Raw genomic sequence first — 23,993 nt, 5'->3', positions numbered from 1 at the left:
TCACCAGCGCCGAAGGCGGCATGGTCCTGACCAATCGCCCGGCGCTGGCCGAACGCCTGCGACGCCTGCGCAGCCATGGCATGACCCGCGATCCAGAGCACATGACCGAATCCAGCCACGGGCCGTGGTATTACCAACAGATCGAGCTGGGTTTCAACTATCGGATTACCGATCTGCAAGCGGCGCTGGGCCTGTCGCAACTGGGCAAACTGGATGAGTTTGTCGCACGTCGCCGGGAACTGGCCGCGCGTTACGATCAACTCCTCGCCTACCTGCCGCTGACCTTGCCGAGCGCGCAATCGGAGGCCGAATCGGCGTGGCACCTTTACGTGGTGCGCGTGCAGGCCGAGCGCTGCAATCTCAGCCATCGCCAGGTGTTCGAAGGTCTGCGCGCCGCCGGTATCGGCGTGAATCTGCACTATATTCCGGTGCATCTGCAGCCGTACTATCGCGAGCTGGGTTTCGCCGAGGGCGATTTCCCCGAGGCCGAGCGCTATTACGCCGAGGCGATCAGCTTGCCGCTGTTCCCTTTGCTCAGCGAGGCACAACAGGATCAGGTGGTCGAGCAACTGCGGCTGCTGCTGCTTGAGGAGTAAGGCACCGTGAGCTGCGTCGCGATCATCCCCGCCCGTGGTGGCAGCAAGCGCATCCCGCGCAAGAATCTCAAGCCGTTCGACGGCGTGCCGATGATCGTCCGCTCGATTCGCACGGCGCTGGAGTCAGGGTTGTTCGAGATGGTTGCAGTCAGCACTGACGATGAGGAAATTGCCGACGTCGCGCGGGCAAATGGCGCCGAGGTGCCGTTCATGCGACCGGTCGATCTTGCCGATGATTTCACCGGCACCGCTGCGGTGATCGTGCATGCCTTGCAGCAATTGCCGACGTTCGATTACGCCTGTTGTGTATACGCGACTGCACCGTTGTTACAGGCGCGTTATCTGCGTCAGGGTCTGGATTTGCTCAAGCAGCATCCGCACAAGTCTTTTGCCTTTTCGGTGTGCGGCTTCGGCTTCCCGGTGCAGCGCGCACTGACCCTCGACGAGGAGGGCGCGCTGAGGTCTTTGTACCCCGAGTTTCGCACGACCCGTTCGCAGGATCTGCCCGAAGCGTTTCAGGACGCCGGGCAGTTTTACTGGGGCCGCAGCGAAGCCTGGTTGCGTGGCGAGACGCTGTTCTCGCCAGCCAGCCTGCCGGTGATCCTGCCGCGTCATCTGGTCCAGGACATCGACACGCCCGAGGACTGGCAACGCGCCGAATACCTGTACGCCGCGCTCAAGGCCGGCGGAGAACTGCAATGAGAGTGCTGATTCGCGCCGACGCCTCGCCGACCATCGGCAGCGGCCATATCGCCCGCTGCCTGACACTGGCGCGAGTGTTGCGCAGGCAGGGCAGTCATGTTGCGTTTGCCTGTCGGCGTTTGCCGGGGCATCGACTCGAAGCCTTGAATGCCGAAGGCTTCGAGACCTTCGCGCTGCCCGAGCGCTATCGTGATGAAGACCCGCTGCAGGCCATCGAATCGATGTTGCCGTGGCAGTTCGACATTGATGCTCTGGGCCTGCTGCTGGACGGGCAGGCACCGTTCGACTGGATCATCGCCGACCATTACGGCCTCGATCATCACTGGCAAACCGCTGCCCGGCGCTGGGCGCACCGAATCGCCGCCGTGGATGATCTGGCCACACGGCGTTACAGCGTCGATCTGCTGCTCAATCAGAACCTCTCTGGCTTGAGTGAAAACTACGCGCCGCTGCTGCCGCCAGGCTGTCGCACCTTGCTCGGCCCGCGCTACGCCATGTTGCGCGAAGAATTCAATTGCGAGGCCATCGAGATCAAACCGAAGGCGCGCCGGGTGCTGGTGAATTTCGGCGGGTTCGACGCGGCGATGCAGACGCATCGCGCGATGCTCGCCCTCGCTGATTTCACTCAATTGCAGGTGGATTTCGTCGCTGGCGCCGACAACCCGGCATGGACGCAGATGCAGGCGTTGGCCGAGATGCGGCCGAACTGGCGCCTGCACAGTTTCGTCAGCGATTTCCATCAGCGCATGACTGAAGCGGATCTGTTTATCGGCGCCGGCGGCGGCACCAGTTGGGAGCGTGCGGCGCTGGGTTTGCCGACGATCTGCATCGCCGTGGCGAACAATCAGCAGGCCAACGGCGAAGTCATGGCCGCCGCCGGCGCGCATGTATTCATGGGCGCCCGCGAGCAGGTCAGCGTCGAGCAGCTGCGCGATGCGGTTGGCTTTGTCGTGGACAATTATTTTCTGCGCCAGAGCCTCGCCGAGCGTTCGCGGCAACTGGTCGACGGCCGTGGTGCCGAGCGCGTGGCGGCGGCGCTGGCCGGTGCGGTGCTCAAGCTGCGCCCGGCCACCCTGGGCGACGCGCAGTTGCTGTTCGATGGACGCAATGCCGAAGCGGTACGGCGCTGGTCGCTGGAAACCGGCGTCATCGACTGGGCGCAACACCTGAACTGGCTGACAGCGACCCTGCGCAATCCGCAACGGTTGCTGTTGATCGCCGAGGCGGACGACGGCCCGGTCGGGGTGCTGCGTTACGACTTGCGCGGGTTCGAAGCCGAAGTGTCGATCTATCTGCTGGAGGGGCGTTTCGGCCTCGGTTGGGGCAGGGCAGTGCTCAGCCGTGGCGAAGCATTTGTCGCTGCGCACTGGCCGCAACTGACACGCATCACTGCGCGGGTCATGCCCGCCAACCAGTCCTCATTGAAAGTCTTTCGCGACGCCGGGTTCACTCAAGAGACCTGCGCGTTCAGCCGTGTTCTGAAGGATCACCCGCATGTCTAGTTTCAAGATTGGTCACCACAGCATCGGTGCCGATGCGCCGCCGTTCATCATTGCCGAGATGAGCGGCAACCATAACCAGTCCCTCGACGTCGCTCTGCAAATCGTCGAGGCGGCGGCCAGGGCCGGGGCGCATGCCTTGAAGCTGCAAACCTACACCGCCGAGACCATGACCCTGGATTTGGCCGAGGGTGAATTCTTCATCAAGGATCCGGGCAGTCTGTGGGCCGGCACGTCGCTCTACGATCTCTACGAAAAAGCTCACACACCGTGGGAATGGCACGCGCCGATTTTTGCTCGGGCCAAGGAACTGGGGATGCTCGCCTTCTCGACGCCGTTCGATGACAGCGCGGTGGATTTTCTCGAAAGCCTCGAGGTGCCGGCGTACAAGATCGCCAGTTTCGAAAACACCGATCTGCCGCTGATCCGTCGTGTCGCGGCTACGGGCAAACCGCTGATCATCTCCACCGGCATGGCCAGCATCGCTGAACTGGATGAAACCGTGCGTGCCGCACGCGAGGCCGGGTGCAAGGATCTGGTACTGCTCAAGTGCACCAGCACTTATCCGGCCACGCCACTCAACAGCAACGTGCGCACGATCGCGCATCTGCGTGAATTGTTCGGCTGCGAGGTGGGGCTGTCTGATCATTCGATGGGCGTTGGCGTGTCGGTGGCAGCGGTGGCGCTCGGCGCGACCGTGGTGGAAAAGCACTTCACCCTTGATCGTTCGGCCGGTGGCGTCGACGCGAGTTTTTCCCTGGAACCGGCGGAACTGGCCAGTCTGGTGGTCGAGACCGAGCGTGCCTGGCAGGCGATGGGACATGTTCAGTACGGGCCGACCGAGGCCGAGCGCAAGTCGCTGGTTTATCGTCGCTCGCTGTATGTCACCGCTGACATGGCCGCCGGTGAAGCCTTTACCGGGGACAATCTGCGCGCCATCCGTCCCGGCCTCGGTCTGCCGACCAAGCACACTGATGCCGTCCTCGGACGCCGCGCGCGCACCGCAATCAAGCGTGGCACGCCGTTGGATTGGTCGCTGGTCGAATAGGCCAATCTGCCATCGATTCGGCAAAATAGCGTGACCTGCGAGTCATAACGCGCATCTTCACTGTATTGTATTGACCGGGGAGATGGCGCCTGGCCCGTTTTGCGGTTCCAGTGATAGCCCTTTGCGCTTCCCGTGGCTGCCCGTTGTGGCGGCCGTTTTCTGTTTGTCGGCGCCCCTCGAATCCTTGCGAGCGGTGGTTTTGGGCTGTTTTTTATTGGGAAGCCGTAATGATTGGCATAAAAAGCATTGCGAGCTACGTTCCTGTAGCCGGCGTGGACAATTACGCACAAGGTGCAAAATTCGAAAAGGATGAAGAGTTCATCCTTGGCAAGATCGGTTCGGCGTTCCTGCCGCGCAAAGACGCTGAGCAGGAAACTTCCGATCTGTGCGTGGAAGCGGCCAATGCGCTGTTTGCCAGCAATCCTGAACTGAAGCGTGAATCGATCGATGCCTTGATTGTCGTCACTCAAAACGGTGACGAAGAAGGCCTGCCGCATACCGCTGCCATCGTTCAGGACAAGCTCGGCCTGCCGACCAATGTCGCAGCGTTCGATATCTCGTTGGGCTGCTCCGGTTACGTCTACGGCATCTACGCGATCAAGGGCTTCATGGAAGCCGCCGGCCTGAAGAATGGCCTGCTGATCACTGCTGACCCGTATTCGAAAATCGTTGACCCGGAAGACCGTAACACCACCATGCTGTTCGGCGATGCCGCCACCGCTACGTGGATGGGCGAAAACCCGACCTGGGCGCTGGGCAAGGCCAAGTTCGGCACCGACGGATCCGGCGCACCGCACTTGAAAGTCAGCAACGGCGTGTTCTTCATGAACGGTCGTCAGGTGTTCAACTTCGCTCTGCTGAAAGTCCCGGCGCACTTGCACGAGTTGCTCGACGATTCCAACCTCAAGGCCGATGACATCGACGCATTCTGCATTCACCAGGGCAGCGCGGCGATTGTCGACGCCGTGGCGCGACGCTTCGAAGGCGAACCGGAGAAGTTCATCAAGGATATGGTCGAAACCGGCAACACCGTGTCGTCGAGCATTCCGCTGCTGCTGGAAAAACACGTGCTCGATTCCGACTGGCAGCGCGTTGCGCTGAGCGGTTTCGGCGTCGGCCTGTCATGGGGCTCGGCGATCATCTATCGTCCGTAAGCCCGAGCAAAAAGCACTGATACAAAAATAGCGTTCAAGGTTAACCTTGAACGCTATTTTTTTGCCCGAGAAGGAGCGCGAGGCGCCATGAGCGAGTTTTTCCAAGCCAATGCCGAGGTGTTGCAACGGCGCTGGCCGGCGCTGTTCGAGCGATTGATGGCCGAAGACAGCGCGTCCGTACAGGCCGAACTCGTGCAAGGGCTGGGCTCGACGCTGAGCGTTGACGGCATTCAGTTGACCAGTCGCCATGATCGTCTGCATGAGGCGCAGGTTCAGGCGGCAAGCCTGCCGGCAAAACCGCAACTTCACGTTTATGGCACTGGCCTGGGCGACTTGCCCGGTGTGCTGCTTGAGCGCGCGGGGCTGGAGCGCCTGTACGTGCACATTCTCAACGGCGCGCTGTTCGCGCTGGTGCTGCAACTGCTCGATCAGCGCCAGTGGCTGGAGGATCCTCGGGTCGAACTGTTTTACGCCGGTGATCACCCGGACTTTTTCACGCCGTTTTTTGCCCTGCCGGCCGAGATGCTATTGGCCGACGACTTCAATGCGAAGATTCGCGACCGGCTGATCAATGAAGTACACCTGACGTTCAACAATCGCGATTTCGATCCGCAGTCACCGGAAATCCGGCAGCGCTTGCAGCAATGCCTGCCGGTGTTGCTTGGCGATGCCGATGTGGCGCAATTATTCGGCAGTTGCGCTGGGCGGGAAGTCTATGTGATCGCCACCGGGCCGACGCTTGAACAGCATTTCGAGCGTCTGGCGGCGATCCGTCAGCGTACCGAGCGGCCGTTGTTCATCTGCGTTGATACAGCCTATCGGCCGTTGCGTGAACACGGCATCGTGCCTGACGTGGTGGTAAGTATTGATCAGCGCATCGGCTTTCGGCATCTGCCCTTCGAGACGTCTGACGGCATTACGCTGGTGTACCTGCCGATGAGCGACCCGCAGGTATTGAAGGCATGGAAGGGCAAGCGCTATGGCGGCTACTCGGCCAGCCCGATCTACAGCGACCTGCGAGAACAGTATCCACGCGGTGAGCTGCACGTCGGCGGCAGCGTGATTCATCCGGCGGTGGATCTCGCAGTGAAAATGGGCGCCGGGCAAATCACCCTGTTTGGTGCTGATTTCGCCTTCCCGATGAACAAGACCCACGCGGGTTGGGGCGACGGCGATCTGGGCCCGCCGCTGGCCCAGGCGCGGCACTGGGTGCGCGATGGTCACGGTCAGCGCGTCAGCACGCAGCTGAATTTTCGCGGCTATCTGTGTGTGCTCGAGCGTTATATCGCCGCGCATCCGCAGGTCGAATTTCTCAACAGCAGTCGCGCCGGTGCGCTGATCGCCGGTACCGCATTCAATCCGGAGTTCGTGCAATGAGTGCGCTGAGTCAGAGTCAGGATCAGTGTCGCCGATGCGCGGCGTTGTTTCGCCTGGGGCGTGACGTCGAGGCGGCGCTGACCATGGTCGATGTGTTCGAACAGGTCCAGCAATGTCTGGCGTCTGCCTCAGTGGATATCCAGCAGGCGTGGGCACAAGTGCTCATGCAAATGCTCGATTGTCAGGAGCGCCAGGACTGGTTGGGCCTGGCTGACTATATGGAATACGAACTGGTGGAATTGCTGGAAAGTGTCCGGCGCTGAACCGCTGCGCAGCACTGGCCCGCGGCTTCGCGTTACAGGCGGTTTTATGGCGTCATTTTTTCGCGCTGGATGTGCTGCTAAGTCTTTGTTTTCTCGGGGGTGGCGTGGTGATGGCAAAATTTTTTCAAAAAGCCCTCAAGCAACCTGCAAACCCGACGATAACTATTACGAAGGTTCTCTAGGCCATACCCGGCGGTTGCCAGGGCCGGAAGCCGCAGTACCCAACCAACGAGGAATTCGTCATGGCTTTAACAGTAAACACCAACACCACATCGTTGAACGTTCAGAAAAACCTGAACCGCGCTTCCGACGCTCTGTCCACTTCGATGCAGCGCCTGTCTTCCGGCCTGAAAATCAACAGCGCCAAAGACGACGCCGCTGGCCTGCAGATCTCCAACCGTATGTCTTCGCAGATCCGCGGTAACACCCAGGCCATCCAGAACGCCAACGACGGTATCTCCGTTGCCCAGACCGCTGAAGGCGCTCTGCAAGCTACTACCGACATCCTGCAGCGTATGCGTGAACTGGCTGTTAAAGCCCGTAACGGTACCAACGGCACTGCTGACCAGACCGCTACCAACTCTGAATTCGCTCAGATGTCGGACGAGATCACCCGTATCTCCGCTTCGACCAACCTGAACGGCAAGAACCTGCTGGACGGTTCGGCTGGTACTGTGACCCTGCAAGTTGGCGCAAACACCGGTTCGGCCAACCACATCGACCTGGTACTGAGCTCCAAGTTCGACGCCGTCAGCCTGTCGGTTGGTAGCGGCACTCTGTCCCTGACTGGCGCTACCGTTACTGGTGCTGCTCAGAACATCGACAGCGCGATCACTGCAATCGACGCGGCAATCGCTGCAATCGGTGCAACTCGTGCCAGCCTCGGTGCTTCGCAGAACCGTCTGACCAGCACCATCTCCAACCTGCAGAACATCACTGAAAACACCACCGCTGCCCAGGGTCGTGTACAGGACACCGACTTCGCCGCAGAAACTGCTAACCTGACCAAGCAGCAAACTCTGCAGCAAGCTTCCACTTCGGTTCTGGCCCAGGCCAACCAACTGCCTTCCGCTGTACTGAAACTGCTTCAGTAATTCGGAACAAGTTTGAGCGGGGGAGTGCGCTGGTCGTGCTCTCTCGCTTTTTTACGTTAAGAGGTGATGGGCATGGACATGAGCGTAAAGCTTAACGTGTCTTATCCGGCTCCCAAACCAGTGCCACCGGTTGCTGACAAACCGTCAGAGCTGCCTAAAGTCCAAAAGACTGAAGCACCGGTCGCTGTCAAGGATCAGGATTCGGACAGCGCCAAGTTGAAACTGGCGGTGCAAGAGATCGAAAAGTTCGTCCAGTCGATCAAGCGTAATCTGGAGTTCTCGATTGACGAGCATTCCGGCAAAGTCATCGTCAAGGTGATCGCAAGCGAGACAGGTGAAGTGGTTCGACAGATTCCCTCCGCCGAAGCCCTCAAGCTGGCTGACAGCCTCGCCAACGCAAGTCATGTGTTGTTCGACGCCAAAGTCTGATAAATGGCATGAATAGTGTTTGTTCGTTCTCAGGACGCGGGTAACGGTCAAAAGAATGGCAACAATCTGAAGGGAGATGCACATGGCAAGTCCAATTCTACCGGGTTCCGGACTGGGTTCCGGCCTGGACATCGGCGCGATCGTCACCGCGCTGGTCAACGCCGACAAGTCTGCCAAGCAGACACAGATCGATACGCAGACCAAAACCAACTCGCTGAAGATCTCCGGCGTTGGTTCGCTGAAGAGCGCCCTGGCTGCCTTTCAAAAATCGATGGCTGACCTGAACAAGGCATCGAGCCCGGCTTTCGCCGGTTACACCGCTACTTCCAACTCTCCGACGATTCTCGGTGCAACCTCCGACAGCACTGCTGTTCCGGGCACTTACAACGTGGTCGTGAAGAACCTGGCCACCGGCTCGAAAGTAGCCAGTGCCGCCTTTGCCGGCGGTGCCGCCAGTGCCATTCCGAGTGGTACTCTGAAAATCAGTCAGAATGGCATTGATTACAATGTCGCGATTCCGGCCAATGCCACCTTGCAGTCCACGCGCGATGCGATCAACACCGCGCAGGCCAGCAACGGTATTTCCGCCAACATCGTGACCGACAGTTCCGGTGCGTCGCGCCTGGTGCTGAGCTCCAGCAAGACTGGCGCGGGCATGGACCTGAGCGTCAGCGGCATCGCCGGCCTCGAAATCGACGGCTCGCAGAAAATGGGTGACAACCCGGCGGCCGGCGCATCCGGTACGGTTGGCGAACTGGCCAGCGACGCGACGATTACCATTGATGGGCTGCCTGTTACCAGCAAGACCAACACGGTAACCGGCGCTATCAGCGGTATGACGCTGAACCTGACCGCCGTCAGCCCGGGCGCTCCCGGGGCGCAAACCGCGGCGGTTGTGACTGTGGCGACCAACACCGCAGGCATCCAGACGTCGCTGCAGACGTTCGTCGACTCCTACAACACGCTGAAGAAAACCATCGACGCGCTGTCCAAGGCGACCCCGGACGCGGATGGCAACCTCACCGTTTCCGCTGCGTTCACCGGTGACTCGCTGCCACGTTCGTTGATGGCCGATATCCGTGAACAGCTGACCGAGACCGGTGCAGGCGGCCAGTTGGCGGTGCTGTCGCAGTTGGGTGTCATGACCGACAGCAAGACCGGTTTGCTGGCGCTTGATGCTTCGGTCTTCAACAAGCGTATGGAAACCCCCGGCATGGCCGGTCAGGTTCAGCAGATGTTCACCGGCACCGATTCCAAGAACGGTCTGTTGGCGCGCATGAGCGCTTCGGTGGACCCTTATGTGAAAACCGGCGGGTTGCTCGACCAGCGCAGCTCGAACCTGACCAATCTGGCTTCGAGCCTGCAAAAGCAGCAGACGGCACTGGACTTGCGCGTTGCCAACCTGACGTCGACATTGACGGCCAAGTACAACGCCATGGACTTGCTGGTAGGGCAGATGAAGGCCACGGCGAGCAGCATCACGTCGTTCTTCAGCTCGCTTAACGCTCAGCAGTCCGCGAAGTAACAGTCAGTAACGACAAAAACCCGGCTACGCTTTATCGGCGTGCGCCGGGTTTTTGTCTTTTGATCTAAAGTTTTCGGATCGGTTGGCGATACACTGGTTATACGAGTCAACGTGGCAATGAGGTAGAACATGAACCCGATGTTAGCCCTTCGGCAGTACCAGAAAGTCGGCGCCCATGCGCAGACGTCCGAAGCGAGCCCGCACCGCCTGGTGCAAATGTTGATGGAAGGTGGTCTGGCCCGGATTGCGCAGGCCAAGGGCGCCATCGAGCGCAAGGACATTCCCGGCAAGTGCACGGCGATCAGCAAGGCCATCGGCATTGTCAGTGGCCTTCGTGAAGGTCTCGATCTTGAAAACAATGCAGAGGCACTGGCCGATCTGGATGGCCTGTATATCTACATGATGAAGCGCCTCGCCGAGGCCAACATCAGCAGTGATCCGCGTGTCCTCGATGAAGTGGCCGGCCTGCTGACAACGGTAAAAGAAGGCTGGGACGCCATCGCGCCTGTGCCGGCTCCGCAGTTCTGAAGGAGAGCACCATGAGTCTTGTATTGCAGCGAATTGCCGATACCCGCGAAGCGTTGGTCGGAGCATTGGCCGAACGAAACTGGGAAGCCATTGGTGAGTTGGATCTGGCTTGCCGTTCCTGCATGGAAGACGTCATGGCGGAAGCTTCGCTGGACGAAGTTGCGCTGCGCGACAACCTTGAGGAGCTGCTATTCGTCTACAAGGAGCTTCTTGAGGTGGCAATGGGCGAGCGGCAGGCGATAGCCAACGAGATGTCGCAGATCACCCAAGCGCAAAAGGCTGCAAAGGTTTACCATCTGTTTGGTTGATTAACCGTCAGTTGAACCAGAGATGTGCGCCATAAATTTGACTGTGCACGGTTTTTTGACTTAACTAGTGGCTATTATCAGGTTTAGGGCGTCTACAGGCACAAGGTGTCCTGCAAGCGTCTCGCTTGCCCCATTTTTCGGGCATTGAGTTGACTAGGGAAGTTGCTATTGCATGTGGCGTGAAACCAAAATTCTGCTGATCGATGACGATAGCGTCCGCCGCCGCGACCTGGCGGTGATTCTGAATTTTCTTGGCGAAGAAAATTTACCCTGCGGCAGCCATGACTGGCAGCAGGCTGTCGGCTCTTTGTCGTCTAGTCGTGAGGTCATTTGCGTACTGATCGGGACGGTTAATGCTCCTGGCGCGCTTTTGGGCTTGCTAAAGACACTCGCAACCTGGGATGAGTTCCTTCCAGTTTTGTTAATGGGCGATAATTCTTCCGTTGACCTGCCTGAAGACCAGCGTCGCCGGGTGCTGTCGACCCTGGAAATGCCGCCCAGCTACAGCAAATTGCTCGATTCGCTGCACCGCGCCCAGGTCTATCGCGAAATGTACGACCAGGCTCGCGAGCGCGGCCGTCATCGCGAACCCAATCTGTTCCGCAGCCTCGTCGGCACCAGCCGTGCGATTCAGCACGTGCGGCAGATGATGCAGCAGGTTGCCGACACCGACGCCAGCGTGCTGATCCTTGGCGAGTCCGGCACCGGCAAGGAAGTGGTCGCGCGCAACCTGCATTATCACTCCAAGCGCCGCGACGCGCCGTTCGTGCCGGTCAATTGCGGAGCTATTCCGGCCGAGTTGCTGGAAAGCGAACTGTTCGGCCACGAGAAGGGCGCCTTCACTGGCGCGATCACCAGCCGTGCAGGGCGCTTTGAGCTGGCCAACGGCGGCACGCTGTTCCTCGATGAAATCGGCGACATGCCGCTGCCGATGCAGGTCAAGCTGCTGCGCGTGTTGCAAGAGCGCACCTTCGAACGCGTGGGCAGCAACAAGACCCAGAGCGTCGACGTGCGCATCATTGCCGCAACGCACAAGAATCTCGAAAGCATGATCGAGATCGGCTCGTTCCGCGAAGACCTCTACTATCGCCTGAACGTGTTCCCGATCGAGATGGCGCCACTGCGGGAGCGCGTCGAAGACATCCCGTTGTTGATGAACGAACTGATCTCGCGCATGGAGCACGAGAAGCGCGGTTCGATCCGTTTCAACTCGGCGGCGATCATGTCGCTGTGCCGTCACGGCTGGCCGGGCAACGTCCGCGAGCTCGCCAACCTGGTCGAGCGCATGGCGATCATGCACCCGTACGGGGTGATCGGCGTGGTCGAGTTGCCGAAGAAATTCCGCTATGTCGACGACGAAGACGAGCAGATGGTCGACAGCCTGCGCAGCGATCTGGAAGAGCGCGTGGCGATCAACGGCCATACGCCTGACTTCAGCGCCAGTGCACTGCTGCCGCCGGAAGGCCTCGACCTCAAGGACTACCTCGGTGGTCTGGAGCAGGGCCTCATTCAGCAAGCGCTGGACGATGCCAATGGCATTGTTGCCCGCGCCGCTGAACGTCTGCGCATCCGTCGCACGACCTTGGTCGAGAAGATGCGCAAGTACGGCATGAGCCGGGCCGGAGGAGACGAACAGGCGGATGATTGACGCCTGTTTTTCAAGCGCTTCATTTATAGGCGGTTTTTTTTTAGGCACGGGTATTGCTAAAGCCCTCGCAACGTTCCGTTTCACTGACGGTCAGCCAAGCGAGAGAGCCCAATGCCCCAAGCCGCCCAGATCTCTTCTGCCTCCAATATCGTGGGGCAACCCTCGTCCGTAGAGCAGGCAAGTCGTCAGGGACTTGAGCAGGCCTTCCAGCTGTTCAACCAGATGTCGAGCCAGCTGACCGATTCCTACAGCCTGCTCGAAGCGCGGGTCACCGAACTCAAGGGTGAACTGGCGGTTGTCAGTGCCCAGCGCATGCAGGAACTGGCGGAAAAAGAACGCCTGGCCAATCGCCTGCAAAACCTCCTCGACTTGTTGCCCGGCGGCGTCATCGTCATTGACGGTCACGGCCTGGTACGCGAAGCCAATCCGGCCGCCATCGACTTGCTCGGCTCGCCTCTAGAGGGCGAGCTCTGGCGCCATGTGATCGCACGCTGCTTCGCTCCCCGTGAAGACGACGGTCACGAAATCTCCTTGAAAAACGGTCGACGCCTGTCGATTTCCACCCGCTCGCTGGATGCCGAGCCGGGGCAGTTGGTGCTGCTCAACGACTTGACGGAAACCCGTCATCTGCAAGATCAACTGGCACGGCACGAACGTTTGTCTTCGCTGGGGCGCATGGTCGCGTCGCTGGCGCATCAGATTCGCACGCCGCTGTCCGCCGCTTTGCTTTACGCCAGTCATTTGACTGAACAGCAACTGCCAGTGGAAACCCAGCAGCGTTTTGCCGGACGCCTGAAAGAGCGTCTGCACGAACTGGAACATCAAGTCCGCGACATGCTGGTGTTCGCCCGTGGCGAGCTCCCGCTGACCGACCGCCTCACGCCCAGTGCCTTGATGCAATCGCTGCAGGCAGCGGCGCTGACCCACGTGCAGGACCTGCCAATCCGCTGGCAGTGCGACAGTCATGCCGGTGAGCTGCTGTGCAACCGCGACACTCTGGTCGGGGCATTACTGAATCTGATTGAAAACGCCATTCAGGCCAGCGCCGGCAAAGCGCGCCTGAAAGTGCATTGCTACACCAGAGGCAACACCCTGCATCTGTGTGTCAGCGACAGCGGCAGCGGCATTGAGCCGACAGTTTTGGCGCGCCTCGGCGAGCCTTTTTTTACTACCAAAGTCACCGGCACCGGCCTCGGCCTGACCGTGGTCAAAGCGGTGGCCCGTGCGCATCAGGGAGAATTGACCCTGCGTTCGCGAGTCGGGCGCGGCACCTGCGCGCAGGTCAGCCTGCCACTGTTTTCCGCTGCACAGGGAGTTGAATAAACGTCATGGGCATCAAGGTGTTGCTGGTCGAGGATGACCGTTCGTTGCGCGAAGCGCTGGCCGATACGCTGCTGCTCGCCGGCCACGACTATCACGCCGTCGGCAGCGCCGAAGAAGCACTGACGGCGGTCGCGCAGCAAGCCTTCAGCCTGGTGGTCAGCGACGTCAATATGCCAGGCATGGACGGCCACCAATTGCTCGCATTGCTGCGCGCGCGCCAGCCGCAATTGCCGGTGCTGCTGATGACCGCCCACGGCGCCGTCGAGCGTGCGGTCGATGCGATGCGCCAAGGTGCGGCGGATTATCTGGTCAAGCCGTTCGAACCCAAAGCGCTGCTCGATCTGGTGGCGCGACATGCGCTGGGCAGCATTGACGCTGGCGAAGCGGACGGTCCGGTCGCTGTTGAACCGGCCAGTGCGCAGTTGCTTGAATTGGCCGCACGGGTCGCACGCAGTGACTCGACTGTGTTGATCTCCGGCGAGTCCGGCACCGGTAAAGAAGTGCTGGCACGCTATATCCACCAGCAATCGCGGCGGGCGAGCCAGCCGTTTATCGCAATCAACTGCGCGGCGATCCCTGACAACATGCTTGAAGCGACACTGTTCGGCCATGAGAAAGGTTCGTTCACTGGCGCTATCGCCTCGCAGGCCGGCAAGTTCGAGCAGGCGGACGGTGGCACCATTCTGCTCGACGAAATTTCCGAAATGCCCTTGGGCCTGCAAGCCAAGCTCCTGCGCGTTCTGCAAGAGCGTGAAGTGGAGCGAGTGGGTGCGCGCAAGCCGATCAGCCTGGACATCCGTGTGGTCGCCACGACCAACCGCGATCTGGCCGGTGAAGTGGCGGCGGGGCGCTTTCGTGAAGACCTGTTTTACCGCCTGTCGGTTTTCCCCCTGGCCTGGCGTCCACTTCGCGAGCGCACTGCCGATATCCTGCCGCTGGCGGAAAAGTTGTTGGCCAAACACGTCAATAAAATGAAGCACGCCGCAGCGAAGCTATCACCCGAAGCGCAAGCCTGCCTGACCGCGTACCCGTGGCCGGGCAATGTGCGTGAACTGGACAACGCCATTCAGCGTGCGTTGATCCTGCAGCAGGGCGGCTTGATCCAGCCGCAGGATTTTTGCCTGAGCGGTGCGGTGACTTTTGCGCCATTGGCGGTCGCTGCGCCAGTAATCCGCGAGGTGGAAATCGAGGCGGATTCTTCCGGTGCCCTGGGCGATGACCTGCGCCGCCGGGAGTTTCAGATGATCATCGACACCCTGCGCGCCGAGCGTGGCCGGCGCAAGGAAGCTGCCGAAAAGCTCGGCATCAGCCCGCGCACCCTGCGCTACAAACTCGCGCAAATGCGCGATGCCGGGATGGACGTCGAAGGCTATCTGTTCGCCACCTGATCGACGCTGCAAAACAGTCCAGATGCTTTTCTCAGAAGGGTGCCCATGAGCTGGCACCCTTGTTGCTAATACCTGTGTACCCGCCGAGTGAGTGTCAAAAAATTGCGGGCCGCCCAAGAGAGTAGACCATGAGCCAAGGTATTGAATTTAATCGGTTGATGATGGACATGCAGGCCATGAAAGTGGATGCCATGTCTGCGCGTAAATCGACTGCCGCTGTCCCTGAAATCGCGGGCAGCAGCTTTTCCGACATGCTCGGTATGGCGATCAATAAAGTCAGCGATACCCAGCAGGCGTCGACTCAACTGGCCAATGCTTTCGAGATCGGCAAGAGCGGTGTTGACCTGACCGACGTGATGATCGCGTCGCAAAAAGCCAGCGTGTCGTTCCAGGCTCTGACCCAGGTGCGCAACAAGCTGGTCCAGGCTTACCAAGACATCATGCAGATGCCGGTTTAAGGGCGAAATAAGTCATGGCAGAAGCAGTCGCTGATAACGTTCCGGCCAAGGCCACCCCGATCGACGGCAAACCGCCGCTGTTCGGCCTGTCCTTTCTGGAAAACCTTTCCCAGATGACCGTGCTGCGTCAGGTCGGCCTGTTGGTCGGTCTGGCTGCGAGCGTGGCGATTGGCTTTGCCGTGGTGCTGTGGTCGCAGCAGCCGGATTACCGTCCGCTGTACGGCAGCCTTGCCGGCATGGACGCCAAGCAGGTCATGGAAACCCTGGCCGCCGCTGACATCCCTTACAACGTAGAACCCAATTCCGGTGCCTTGCTGGTCAAGGCTGATGATCTGTCCCGTGCGCGGATGAAACTCGCTGCCGCTGGTGTCACTCCCAGCGACGGCAACATCGGTTTCGAAATCCTCGACAAGGAACAGGGTCTGGGCACCAGCCAGTTCATGGAAGCGACCCGTTATCGTCGCGGCCTCGAAGGCGAACTGGCGCGGACCATCTCCAGCCTGAACAACGTCAAGGGTGCCCGCGTGCACCTGGCGATTCCGAAGAGTTCGGTGTTCGTTCGTGACGAGCGCAAGCCGAGCGCTTCGGTACTGGTCGAGCTGTACAGCGGGCGTTCGCTGGAGCCGGGTCAGGTGGTGGCGATCATCAACCTGGTGGCGACTTCCGTGCCCGAGTTGAGCAAATCGCAGATCACCGTCGTCGATCAGAAGGGCAACCTGCTCTCCGATCAGGCGGAGAACTCCGAAATGACCATGGCCGGCAAGCAGTTCGATTACAGCCGCCGCATGGAAAGCATGCTCACCCAGCGCGTGCACAACATTCTGCAACCGGTACTGGGCAACGATCGCTACAAGGCTGAGGTTTCGGCCGACGTCGATTTCAGTGCCGTCGAATCGACTGCCGAGCAGTTCAACCCGGACCAACCGGCGTTGCGCAGCGAGCAGTCGGTCAACGAACAACGTACCGCCAGCAATGGCCCGCAAGGTGTGCCGGGTGCCCTGAGCAACCAGCCGCCGGCGCCTGCCTCGGCACCGCAGACCACCGGTGGCACCGCCGCAGCGGCCGGGATGATCCAGCCGGGTCAGCCACTGGTTGACGCCAACGGTCAGCAGATCATGGATCCGGCCACCGGCCAGCCGATGCTCGCGCCGTACCCGGCGGACAAGCGTCAACAATCGACAAAGAACTTCGAGCTCGACCGTTCGATCAGCCACACCAAACAGCAGCAGGGCCGTCTCAATCGCCTGTCGGTGTCGGTGGTGGTCGACGATCAGGTCAAGGTCAACCCGGCCAACGGTGAAACCAGCCGTGCGCCGTGGAGCGCCGACGAATTGGCGCGCTTCACCCGTCTGGTGCAGGACGCGGTCGGTTTCGACGCCAGCCGTGGTGACAGCGTCAGCGTGATCAACATGCCGTTCTCCGCCGAACGCGGCGAAGTGATTGCCGATATTCCGTTCTATTCCCAGCCTTGGTTCTGGGACATCGTCAAACAAGTGCTGGGTGTGCTGTTCATCCTTGTACTGGTGTTTGGTGTGCTGCGTCCGGTGCTCAACAACATCACCGGCGGTGGCAAAGGCAAGGAGCTGGCCGGTCTGGGCAGCGACGTGGAACTCGGTGGCATGGGCGGCCTGGACGGCGAACTGGCCAACGACCGCGTGAGCCTCGGTGGTCCGCAGAGCATTCTGTTGCCAAGCCCGAGCGAGGGTTATGACGCGCAGCTGAATGCAATCAAGAGTCTGGTAGCTGAAGACCCGGGTCGCGTGGCTCAGGTCGTAAAAGAGTGGATTAACGCAGATGAGTGATAACCGAGCCGCCGCCGTCAAATTGACCAAGGTCGACAAAGCCGCGATTCTGCTGCTGTCCCTCGGTTCGACCGATGCTGCGCAAGTGCTGCGCCACATGGGTCCCAAAGAGGTTCAGCGCGTCGGCGTGGCCATGGCGCAGATGGGCAACGTGCATCGCGAACAGGTCGAGCAGGTGATGAGCGAGTTCGTCGACATCGTCGGCGATCAGACCAGCCTCGGCGTCGGTTCCGACGACTACGTGCGCAAGATGCTCACCCAGGCCCTGGGCGAAGACAAGGCCAACGGCCTGATCGACCGCATCCTGCTCGGTGGCAACACCAGCGGTCTCGACAGCCTGAAATGGATGGAGCCGCGCGCCGTCGCCGACGTCATCCGTTACGAACACCCGCAGATCCAGGCGATCGTGGTCGCGTACCTCGATCCGGATCAGGCCGGTGAAGTGCTCGGCAACTTCGACCATAAAGTGCGTCTGGACATCATCCTGCGCGTTTCGTCGTTGAACACCGTGCAACCGGCCGCCCTGAAAGAACTCAACCAGATTCTCGAGAAGCAGTTCTCCGGCAACTCGAACGCCTCGCGCACCACCCTGGGTGGCATCAAGCGTGCGGCCGACATCATGAACTTCCTCGACAGCTCGATCGAAGGCCAGCTCATGGACTCGATCCGCGAAGTCGACGAAGACCTGTCCGGTCAGATCGAAGACCTCATGTTCGTGTTCAACAACCTCGCCGACGTCGACGACCGTGGCATCCAGGCGCTGTTGCGCGAAGTCTCTTCCGATGTGCTGGTACTGGCCCTCAAGGGTTCGGACGAAGGCGTCAAGGAAAAGATCTTCAAAAACATGTCCAAGCGTGCCGCCGAACTGTTGCGCGACGACCTCGAGGCCAAAGGCCCGGTGCGCGTCAGCGACGTGGAAACCGCACAGAAGGAAATCCTCACCATTGCCCGTCGTATGGCCGAAGCCGGCGAGATCGTGCTCGGTGGCAAGGGCGGCGAGGAAATGATCTAAGCCCATGGATAAGCCTGACGAGTCTGTGACGGATCTGATCCGCGCCCGCGATGTTCGTGGTTTCGAATCCTGGGCGCTGCCCAGCTTCGACCCGCCGAAACCGGAACCCGAGCCTGAGCCGGAGCCCGAACCGCCGGAAATGGAAGAAGTGCCGCTGGAAGAAGTCCAGCCACTGACCCTGGAAGAACTCGAAAGCATCCGTCAGGAGGCTTACAACGAGGGCTTCGCCATCGGCGAAAAAGAAGGTTTTCACAGCACCACGCTGAAAGTGCGTCAGGAAGCCGAAACAGCGCTGGCGGCGAAAATCGCCAGCCTCGAGCTGCTGATGGCCAACCTGTTCGAACCGATCGCCGAGCAAGACACTCAGATTGAAAAGTCGCTGGTCGACCTCGTGCAACACATCACCAAACAGGTGATCAAGCGCGAACTGGCCATCGATTCGACGCAGATCGAACACGTCATGCGCGATGCCCTCAAGCTGTTGCCGCTGGGCGTGGAAAACGTGCGCCTGTACGTCAATCCGCAGGATTTCGCACAGGTCAAAGCCCTGCGCGAACGCCACGAAGAAACCTGGCGCATCGTCGAAGACGATTCGCTGTTGCCGGGCGGTTGCCGGGTTGAAACCGAACACAGCCGCATCGACGCCAGCGTCGAATCGCGGGTGACCCAGGTCATGGCCAAGCTGTTCGATCAGTTGCACGAGCAGGCCTTGCATCCGGCGGCGCCTGACTTGAGTCTGGACATTCCCGAAGACACCCCAGCGGCTGTCGACTCTGACGAGCCGCGCGCGGACGCCAGCGATGCGCCTTGAACGCACCAGTTTCGCCAAGCGCCTGAGCACCTACGCCGAGGCCACCGAGATTGCCGGCGCGCCGATCCTTGAAGGTCGGCTGCTGCGCATGGTCGGCCTGACCCTCGAAGCCGAAGGCTTGCGCGCGGCCATGGGCACCCGTTGCATGGTGATCAATGACGACAGCTACCACCCGTCCCAAGTGGAAGCGGAAGTCATGGGTTTTTCCGGCAGCAAAGTCTTTCTGATGCCGGTCGGCAGCGTCGCCGGGATTGCCCCGGGCGCCCGCGTGGTGCCCCTGGCCGATACCGGTCGTTTACCGATGGGCATGAGCATGCTCGGCCGTGTCCTCGACGGCGCCGGTCGCGCGCTGGACGGCAAGGGCGGCATGAAGGCCGAAGACTGGGTGCCGATGGACGGCCCGACCATCAACCCGCTCAACCGTGATCCGATCAGCGTACCGCTGGACGTCGGCATCCGTTGCATCAACGGTTTGCTGACGGTCGGCCGTGGCCAGCGTCTGGGTCTGTTCGCCGGTACCGGTGTCGGTAAATCGGTGCTGTTGGGCATGATGACCCGCTTCACCGAGGCCGACATCATCGTCGTCGGCCTGATCGGTGAGCGTGGTCGCGAAGTTAAGGAATTCATCGAACACATTCTCGGTGAAGAAGGCCTCAAGCGTTCGGTAGTGGTTGCCTCGCCGGCGGACGATGCACCGCTGATGCGTATGCGCGCGGCAATGTATTGCACGCGCATCGCCGAATATTTCCGCGACAAGGGCAAGAACGTTCTGCTGCTGATGGACTCGCTGACCCGTTTCGCCCAGGCCCAGCGGGAAATCGCTCTGGCCATCGGTGAGCCGCCAGCAACCAAGGGTTATCCGCCCTCGGTGTTCGCCAAACTGCCGAAACTGGTGGAGCGCGCCGGTAACGCGGAGAAGGGCGGTGGTTCGATCACGGCGTTCTACACCGTACTGTCCGAAGGCGATGACCAGCAGGACCCGATTGCCGACTCGGCGCGGGGTGTGCTCGACGGCCATATCGTCCTGTCACGACGCTTGGCCGAGGAAGGCCACTATCCGGCGATCGACATCGAAGCCTCGATCAGCCGGGTCATGCCGGCGGTGGTTTCGCCGGATCACATGCAGCGTGCGCAGTACTTCAAGCAGTTGTGGTCGCGCTATCAGCAGAGTCGCGATCTGATCAGCGTCGGCGCCTACGTGGCCGGCGGCGATCGCGAGACCGATCTGGCGATTTCCCTGCAACCGCAACTGGTCAGGTATCAGCGCCAGGGCCTCAACGACAAAATCAATCTGGGTGAAAGCCAGGCCTATCTGGAAACCCTGTTCGCCCCTGCGGCGGGCGGGTAACCGGCCATGGCCGTCAGCCGCGCCGCGCGCCTGGCACCGGTGGTGGACATGGCCGAAAAGGCCGAGAAAGCCGCCGTGCAGCGCCTCGCCTACTTTCAGGGCCAGGTCAAAGTTGCCGAAAGCAAACTGGCCGACCTCAATGCCTTTCGTCTGGATTACTCGCAGCAGTGGATCGTGCGCGGCAGCACCGGCGTGACCGGGCAATGGCTGCTGGGCTTTCAGGGTTTTCTCGCGCAACTCGACACCGCCGTCGACCAGCAACGGCAGAGCCTGGTCTGGCACCAGAACAAACTCGACAAGGCGCGTGAGGAATGGCAGCAGGCGTTTGCCCGCGTCGAGGGTTTGCGCAAACTGGTGCAGCGCTATCGCGACGAGGCGCAACGCCTGGAAGACAAGCGCGAGCAGAAGCTGCTGGATGAACTGTCGCAGCGGTTGCCAAGGCGTGATGCCTTTTAAAGATCAAAAGATCGCAGCCTTCGGCAGCTCCTACAGGGGAATGCATTTTCAAATGTAGGAGCTGCCGAAGGCCGCGATCTTTTGATCTGCTTTTCCAGCCTTGCCCCAACCCTATCCAGGTGCTACACCTTGTACAGGTTCGTCAATGACAAGGAAGCCAGTCAATGTCAGTCGTTACAGAAGTCTCTCCAGACCAGAAAAAGCTCACCATCGCCGTCAAAGGCCGGTTCGATTTCGGTCGCCATCAGGAATTTCGCGAGTCGTATGAACGGCTCCCACACAAACCCGAATCCATCGTGGTCGATCTCAAAGAGGCTACTTACCTCGACAGCTCCGCGCTGGGCATGCTGCTTCTGCTGCGTGATCACGCCGGTGGCGACGAGTCGGATATCCGTGTCGTCAACAGCAGCTCCGATGTGAAGAAAATCCTCGCGATTTCCAACTTCGACAAACTCTTCGACATCAGTTGACGCCCATGCAGGCGCAAGAGCCGCTGACCATTCTTATCGCCGAAGACAGCGCCGCCGACCGGCTGCTGCTGTCGACCATCGTCCGCCGTCAGGGCCATCAGGTGCTCACAGCGGCCAATGGTGCCGAGGCGGTCGAAACGTTCAAAGAGCAGCAGCCCGATCTGGTGTTGATGGACGCGCTGATGCCAGTGATGGACGGCTTCGAGGCGGCGCGGCAGATCAAGGCGCTGGCGGGTGAAGCGCTGGTGCCGATCATCTTCCTCACATCCCTGACCGAGAGTGAGGCGCTGGCTCGGTGTCTGGAGGCTGGCGGCGACGATTTTCTGGCGAAGCCGTACAACCAGGTGATACTTGCCGCCAAAATCAAGGCGATGGATCGCTTGCGTCGCCTTCAGGCAACGGTCCTGCAACAGCGCGATCTGATCGCCAGACATCACGACTATCTGCTCAACGAACAACGCGTGGCCAAAGCGGTGTTCGACAAGGTCGCGCATTCCGGTTGCCTGAGCGCGCCGAACATCCGATACCTGCAATCGCCTTACGCGCTGTTCAATGGCGATCTGTTGCTGGCGGCGTACACGCCGGCCGGTGACATGCACGTCATGCTCGGCGATTTCACCGGGCATGGCTTGCCGGCAGCGGTGGGGGCGATGCCGCTGGCCGAAGTGTTTTATGGGATGACCGCCAAAGGCTACGGCCTGGCCGAAACCCTGCGCGAGATGAACGCCAAGTTAAAGCGCATCCTGCCGGTGGACATGTTCTGCTGCGCTACCTTGCTCAGTCTGAGTTTCCAGAGCCGTTCAGTGGAGGTATGGAACGGCGGCATGCCCGACGGTTACTTGCACCACATGGCCAGCGGCGAGCGCGTGCCGTTGCCGGCGCGGCATTTGCCCCTGGGGATTCTCAGCGCGCAAGCCTTCGATGACCGTACGGAGGTGTATCCGATGGCCGTCGATGATCGGGTGTTTCTGTTATCGGACGGGGTGATCGATACCTGCGATGCCAATGACCAGTTGTTCGGCGTCGAGCGCTTGCAGCAGGTGTTTGCGGCGAACCGCGAGCCGGATCGGCTGTTCGAGGATATCGAACAGGCGCTGCGCGATTTTCGCGGGCAGGCCCGTGATGACGTGAGCATGGTCGAGGTCAGTCTGCTTGAGTCGGCGCAGACCCACGGCGCGGCGCCGGTGTATTCCGACAGCGGCCAGTCGTGCCCGCTGGACTGGTCGGCCAGTTTCGAATTTCGCGGCGCCACGCTCAGGCGTTTCAATCCGTTGCCGTTCCTCTTGCAGTTGCTGCTTGAGGTGCATGGCTTGCGCGCGCAAAGCGGGGCGCTGTACAGCGTGCTCGCCGAGTTGTATTCCAATGCGCTGGAGCATGGCGTGCTTGGGCTGGACTCGAGCCTCAAACGCGATGCGGCAGGTTTCGCCCGCTACTATGAAATGCGCGCGGCGCGGCTGGAGGCGCTGCAAGACGGCTTCGTGCGAGTGCATCTGGAGGTCAAGCCACAAGGCGAGGGTGGGCGCCTGGTCATCCGCATCGATGACAGCGGCAAGGGCTTTGATGTAACGCGGGTCATGGAACGGCCCGTGGATAACGTCCGCTTGTCGGGACGCGGCATCGGGCTGGTCCGGCAACTGGGGCGCAATGCCAGTTGGTCGGATCAGGGTCGTAGTGCCAGCGTGGAGTTTTTCTGGGAGATTGAGGCATAATCCGCCCATTCTTGATCAAGGAGTGAGCAAGTGACAGACACACATGTAGATCGCGATGTTCTCGACACCTTGCGCGAGGTGATGGAAGACGGTTATCCGGAGTTGCTCAAGACTTTTCTGGAGGACTCGGAAAGTCGCCTGCACGAGTTGCAGGACAGCACCAGCGCCAAAGCGCTTTCCGATGTAGCCCATAGCTTCAAGGGCAGCGCCAGCAATATGGGCGCGGTTCGACTGGCCGAGTTGTGCCAGGACCTTGAGTCGAATGCCAAGGACAAAAGTCCGGAAGCGCTTGCTCAACTGGTGGCCGATATCCATTCCGAATTTGCCGAAGTACGCCCGGTGTACGAAAGCGAAAAGCACCACGCCCACATCCACTGAAGCTGCCGTCCGGCGCTTTTCGCAAGTGTCTGGCCAAACTGGCCCGGCACTTGCAGTCATCTTGCTCAACTGTACCTACGATCCCAGTGCAGCGGAGACCGTGTCATGCCTGCGACCCCCAACATTCTTCTTCAGACCGCCGCTCAGGCCAAGGCGCAAGCCGCCTCGGCCAAATCGTCGGCAATGGCCGCAGACGCCGGGGACAAGGCCTCAAGCTTCGCTAAAGTGTTCGCCGATCAGGCGCCGGCCAAGCCTGTCGTGACTGCCGATAACTCAGTCAAACCGGCACGCGACAAGGTCGCGGACAGCAGCGGCAAAAAGGATATCGGCAAAGATCAGTCTGCCGCGCCCGAGCCAGCAATTGCCGATAGCGGCAAAGCGTTGCCTGCTGACAAAGCGCCTGCGAGCGACGACGCGACAGCGACTGCCGATGACACCGCTGAAACCGTACAAACCCCTGTGGCGGATGCCGCGCCTGTAGACCCGGCGCTTGACCCGGCCTTGGCGCAAGTCGTCCAGCCACTGGTGCCAGCGCCTGTGGTGCAGGCCCCGGCAGTCGCCACGCCAGCCCAGCCGGAAACCGAAACGCCTGCATTGGCGGTCGTATCGGGGATGGTCAAAGATCCGGCGGCCACCGACAGCGAATTTGATCCGACAGCCGACCCGC

24 protein-coding genes and 1 pseudogene are annotated in these 23,993 nt (G+C 60.6%); all 25 read left to right on the top strand.

Features of this window, described 5'->3' with window-relative positions; translation table 11 throughout:
• Positions 1–596 (top strand): DegT/DnrJ/EryC1/StrS family aminotransferase (locus tag D6877_RS08380; RefSeq protein WP_178083651.1); only part of this gene is annotated, 596 nt, incomplete at its 5' end.
• A 6-nt stretch (positions 597–602) separates the two neighbouring features.
• Positions 603–1,298, top strand: a complete 696-nt coding sequence (gene pseF / locus D6877_RS08375; protein ID WP_130910464.1) for a pseudaminic acid cytidylyltransferase — start codon at positions 603–605, stop codon at positions 1,296–1,298.
• Positions 1,295–2,800 carry a UDP-2,4-diacetamido-2,4,6-trideoxy-beta-L-altropyranose hydrolase gene (pseG, locus tag D6877_RS08370; protein ID WP_130910463.1) on the top strand — a complete coding sequence of 502 codons (1,506 nt, stop codon included), beginning with the start codon at positions 1,295–1,297 and terminating at the stop codon, positions 2,798–2,800. Before pseF ends, pseG begins: the two co-directional genes overlap by 4 nt.
• A complete protein-coding gene (pseI, locus tag D6877_RS08365) occupies positions 2,793–3,845 on the top strand; it encodes a pseudaminic acid synthase (protein ID WP_130910462.1) in 1,053 nt (350 codons plus the stop codon). The genes pseG and pseI overlap by 8 nt, the downstream gene beginning before the upstream one ends.
• 227 nt (positions 3,846–4,072) lie before the next feature.
• On the top strand, positions 4,073–4,999 hold the full coding sequence (locus tag D6877_RS08360; protein ID WP_016771093.1) for a ketoacyl-ACP synthase III: 927 nt from the start codon (positions 4,073–4,075) through the stop codon (positions 4,997–4,999).
• A gap of 87 nt (positions 5,000–5,086) precedes the next feature.
• Positions 5,087–6,376, top strand: a complete 1,290-nt coding sequence (locus tag D6877_RS08355; RefSeq protein ID WP_130910461.1) for a 6-hydroxymethylpterin diphosphokinase MptE-like protein — start codon at positions 5,087–5,089, stop codon at positions 6,374–6,376.
• Positions 6,373–6,639, top strand: a complete 267-nt coding sequence (locus D6877_RS08350) for a hypothetical protein (protein WP_130910460.1) — start codon at positions 6,373–6,375, stop codon at positions 6,637–6,639. Before D6877_RS08355 ends, D6877_RS08350 begins: the two co-directional genes overlap by 4 nt.
• 242 nt (positions 6,640–6,881) lie before the next feature.
• Entirely contained in the window at positions 6,882–7,733 is an 852-nt protein-coding gene (locus D6877_RS08345) for a flagellin domain-containing protein (RefSeq protein ID WP_130910459.1), read from the top strand.
• Positions 7,734–7,805: 72 nt separating this feature from the next.
• Positions 7,806–8,162 (top strand): flagellar protein FlaG, encoded by a 357-nt coding sequence (locus D6877_RS08340; protein ID WP_130910458.1) that lies wholly within the window; start codon positions 7,806–7,808, stop codon positions 8,160–8,162.
• Positions 8,163–8,244: 82 nt separating this feature from the next.
• The gene (gene fliD / locus D6877_RS08335) at positions 8,245–9,687 is read left to right on the top strand and encodes a flagellar filament capping protein FliD (protein ID WP_130910457.1); all 1,443 of its coding nucleotides are present in this window, start codon (positions 8,245–8,247) and stop codon (positions 9,685–9,687) included.
• A gap of 129 nt (positions 9,688–9,816) precedes the next feature.
• Positions 9,817–10,215: a flagellar export chaperone FliS gene (gene fliS / locus D6877_RS08330; protein WP_041479013.1), complete on the top strand. Its 399-nt coding sequence runs from the start codon at positions 9,817–9,819 to the stop codon at positions 10,213–10,215.
• 11 nt (positions 10,216–10,226) lie between these two features.
• The gene (locus D6877_RS08325; protein ID WP_016771085.1) at positions 10,227–10,523 is read left to right on the top strand and encodes a hypothetical protein; all 297 of its coding nucleotides are present in this window, start codon (positions 10,227–10,229) and stop codon (positions 10,521–10,523) included.
• Between the two features lie 172 nt (positions 10,524–10,695).
• A complete protein-coding gene (locus D6877_RS08320; RefSeq protein WP_016771084.1) occupies positions 10,696–12,171 on the top strand; it encodes a sigma-54 dependent transcriptional regulator in 1,476 nt (491 codons plus the stop codon).
• A gap of 111 nt (positions 12,172–12,282) precedes the next feature.
• Positions 12,283–13,494 (top strand): ATP-binding protein, encoded by a 1,212-nt coding sequence (locus D6877_RS08315; RefSeq protein WP_130910456.1) that lies wholly within the window; start codon positions 12,283–12,285, stop codon positions 13,492–13,494.
• Positions 13,495–13,499: 5 nt separating this feature from the next.
• Positions 13,500–14,882 carry a sigma-54 dependent transcriptional regulator gene (locus tag D6877_RS08310; protein WP_130910455.1) on the top strand — a complete coding sequence of 461 codons (1,383 nt, stop codon included), beginning with the start codon at positions 13,500–13,502 and terminating at the stop codon, positions 14,880–14,882.
• A gap of 128 nt (positions 14,883–15,010) precedes the next feature.
• Positions 15,011–15,340, top strand: a complete 330-nt coding sequence (gene fliE / locus D6877_RS08305; protein ID WP_130910454.1) for a flagellar hook-basal body complex protein FliE — start codon at positions 15,011–15,013, stop codon at positions 15,338–15,340.
• A 14-nt stretch (positions 15,341–15,354) separates the two neighbouring features.
• Positions 15,355–17,142, top strand: a complete 1,788-nt coding sequence (fliF, locus tag D6877_RS08300) for a flagellar basal-body MS-ring/collar protein FliF (RefSeq protein WP_130910453.1) — start codon at positions 15,355–15,357, stop codon at positions 17,140–17,142.
• The gene (gene fliG, locus D6877_RS08295) at positions 17,135–18,154 is read left to right on the top strand and encodes a flagellar motor switch protein FliG (RefSeq protein WP_039761172.1); all 1,020 of its coding nucleotides are present in this window, start codon (positions 17,135–17,137) and stop codon (positions 18,152–18,154) included. The genes fliF and fliG overlap by 8 nt, the downstream gene beginning before the upstream one ends.
• 4 nt (positions 18,155–18,158) lie before the next feature.
• Positions 18,159–18,965: a flagellar assembly protein FliH gene (fliH, locus tag D6877_RS08290; protein WP_130910452.1), complete on the top strand. Its 807-nt coding sequence runs from the start codon at positions 18,159–18,161 to the stop codon at positions 18,963–18,965.
• Entirely contained in the window at positions 18,955–20,313 is a 1,359-nt protein-coding gene (gene fliI / locus D6877_RS08285) for a flagellar protein export ATPase FliI (protein WP_016771077.1), read from the top strand. The genes fliH and fliI overlap by 11 nt, the downstream gene beginning before the upstream one ends.
• Before the next feature lie 6 nt (positions 20,314–20,319).
• A complete protein-coding gene (gene fliJ, locus D6877_RS08280) occupies positions 20,320–20,769 on the top strand; it encodes a flagellar export protein FliJ (RefSeq protein WP_016771076.1) in 450 nt (149 codons plus the stop codon).
• 164 nt (positions 20,770–20,933) lie between these two features.
• Positions 20,934–21,239 carry an STAS domain-containing protein gene (locus D6877_RS08275; RefSeq protein ID WP_016771075.1) on the top strand — a complete coding sequence of 102 codons (306 nt, stop codon included), beginning with the start codon at positions 20,934–20,936 and terminating at the stop codon, positions 21,237–21,239.
• Positions 21,240–21,244: 5 nt separating this feature from the next.
• Positions 21,245–22,948 (top strand): fused response regulator/phosphatase, encoded by a 1,704-nt coding sequence (locus D6877_RS08270; protein ID WP_130910451.1) that lies wholly within the window; start codon positions 21,245–21,247, stop codon positions 22,946–22,948.
• 30 nt (positions 22,949–22,978) lie between these two features.
• Positions 22,979–23,326: an Hpt domain-containing protein gene (locus D6877_RS08265; RefSeq protein ID WP_130910450.1), complete on the top strand. Its 348-nt coding sequence runs from the start codon at positions 22,979–22,981 to the stop codon at positions 23,324–23,326.
• A gap of 105 nt (positions 23,327–23,431) precedes the next feature.
• Positions 23,432–23,993: pseudogene (locus tag D6877_RS08260) on the top strand (flagellar hook-length control protein FliK); the annotation flags it as partial.

The organism is Pseudomonas sp. Sample_9, from assembly GCF_004307535.1.
Taxonomy (GTDB): domain Bacteria; phylum Pseudomonadota; class Gammaproteobacteria; order Pseudomonadales; family Pseudomonadaceae; genus Aquipseudomonas; species Aquipseudomonas mercuritolerans.
The sequence above is the reverse complement of the archived record's forward strand: the minus strand, read 5'-3'. Positions and strand labels throughout refer to the sequence as shown.

What these genes read in the sequence shown, in the direction of transcription:
- D6877_RS08275 (WP_016771075.1), top strand. Translation starts at nt 20,934, where the DNA reads ATGTCAGTCGTTACAGAAGTCTCTCCAGACCAGAAAAAGCTCACCATC.
- fliE (WP_130910454.1), top strand. Translation starts at nt 15,011, where the DNA reads ATGAGCCAAGGTATTGAATTTAATCGGTTGATGATGGACATGCAGGCC.
- D6877_RS08270 (WP_130910451.1), top strand. Translation starts at nt 21,245, where the DNA reads ATGCAGGCGCAAGAGCCGCTGACCATTCTTATCGCCGAAGACAGCGCC.
- fliG (WP_039761172.1), top strand. Translation starts at nt 17,135, where the DNA reads ATGAGTGATAACCGAGCCGCCGCCGTCAAATTGACCAAGGTCGACAAA.
- fliI (WP_016771077.1), top strand. Translation starts at nt 18,955, where the DNA reads ATGCGCCTTGAACGCACCAGTTTCGCCAAGCGCCTGAGCACCTACGCC.
- pseG (WP_130910463.1), top strand. Translation starts at nt 1,295, where the DNA reads ATGAGAGTGCTGATTCGCGCCGACGCCTCGCCGACCATCGGCAGCGGC.
- D6877_RS08350 (WP_130910460.1), top strand. Translation starts at nt 6,373, where the DNA reads ATGAGTGCGCTGAGTCAGAGTCAGGATCAGTGTCGCCGATGCGCGGCG.
- fliF (WP_130910453.1), top strand. Translation starts at nt 15,355, where the DNA reads ATGGCAGAAGCAGTCGCTGATAACGTTCCGGCCAAGGCCACCCCGATC.
- pseI (WP_130910462.1), top strand. Translation starts at nt 2,793, where the DNA reads ATGTCTAGTTTCAAGATTGGTCACCACAGCATCGGTGCCGATGCGCCG.
- fliS (WP_041479013.1), top strand. Translation starts at nt 9,817, where the DNA reads ATGAACCCGATGTTAGCCCTTCGGCAGTACCAGAAAGTCGGCGCCCAT.
- D6877_RS08340 (WP_130910458.1), top strand. Translation starts at nt 7,806, where the DNA reads ATGGACATGAGCGTAAAGCTTAACGTGTCTTATCCGGCTCCCAAACCA.
- fliD (WP_130910457.1), top strand. Translation starts at nt 8,245, where the DNA reads ATGGCAAGTCCAATTCTACCGGGTTCCGGACTGGGTTCCGGCCTGGAC.
- D6877_RS08345 (WP_130910459.1), top strand. Translation starts at nt 6,882, where the DNA reads ATGGCTTTAACAGTAAACACCAACACCACATCGTTGAACGTTCAGAAA.
- D6877_RS08325 (WP_016771085.1), top strand. Translation starts at nt 10,227, where the DNA reads ATGAGTCTTGTATTGCAGCGAATTGCCGATACCCGCGAAGCGTTGGTC.
- fliJ (WP_016771076.1), top strand. Translation starts at nt 20,320, where the DNA reads ATGGCCGTCAGCCGCGCCGCGCGCCTGGCACCGGTGGTGGACATGGCC.
- D6877_RS08360 (WP_016771093.1), top strand. Translation starts at nt 4,073, where the DNA reads ATGATTGGCATAAAAAGCATTGCGAGCTACGTTCCTGTAGCCGGCGTG.
- D6877_RS08310 (WP_130910455.1), top strand. Translation starts at nt 13,500, where the DNA reads ATGGGCATCAAGGTGTTGCTGGTCGAGGATGACCGTTCGTTGCGCGAA.
- D6877_RS08320 (WP_016771084.1), top strand. Translation starts at nt 10,696, where the DNA reads ATGTGGCGTGAAACCAAAATTCTGCTGATCGATGACGATAGCGTCCGC.
- D6877_RS08355 (WP_130910461.1), top strand. Translation starts at nt 5,087, where the DNA reads ATGAGCGAGTTTTTCCAAGCCAATGCCGAGGTGTTGCAACGGCGCTGG.
- fliH (WP_130910452.1), top strand. Translation starts at nt 18,159, where the DNA reads ATGGATAAGCCTGACGAGTCTGTGACGGATCTGATCCGCGCCCGCGAT.
- D6877_RS08315 (WP_130910456.1), top strand. Translation starts at nt 12,283, where the DNA reads ATGCCCCAAGCCGCCCAGATCTCTTCTGCCTCCAATATCGTGGGGCAA.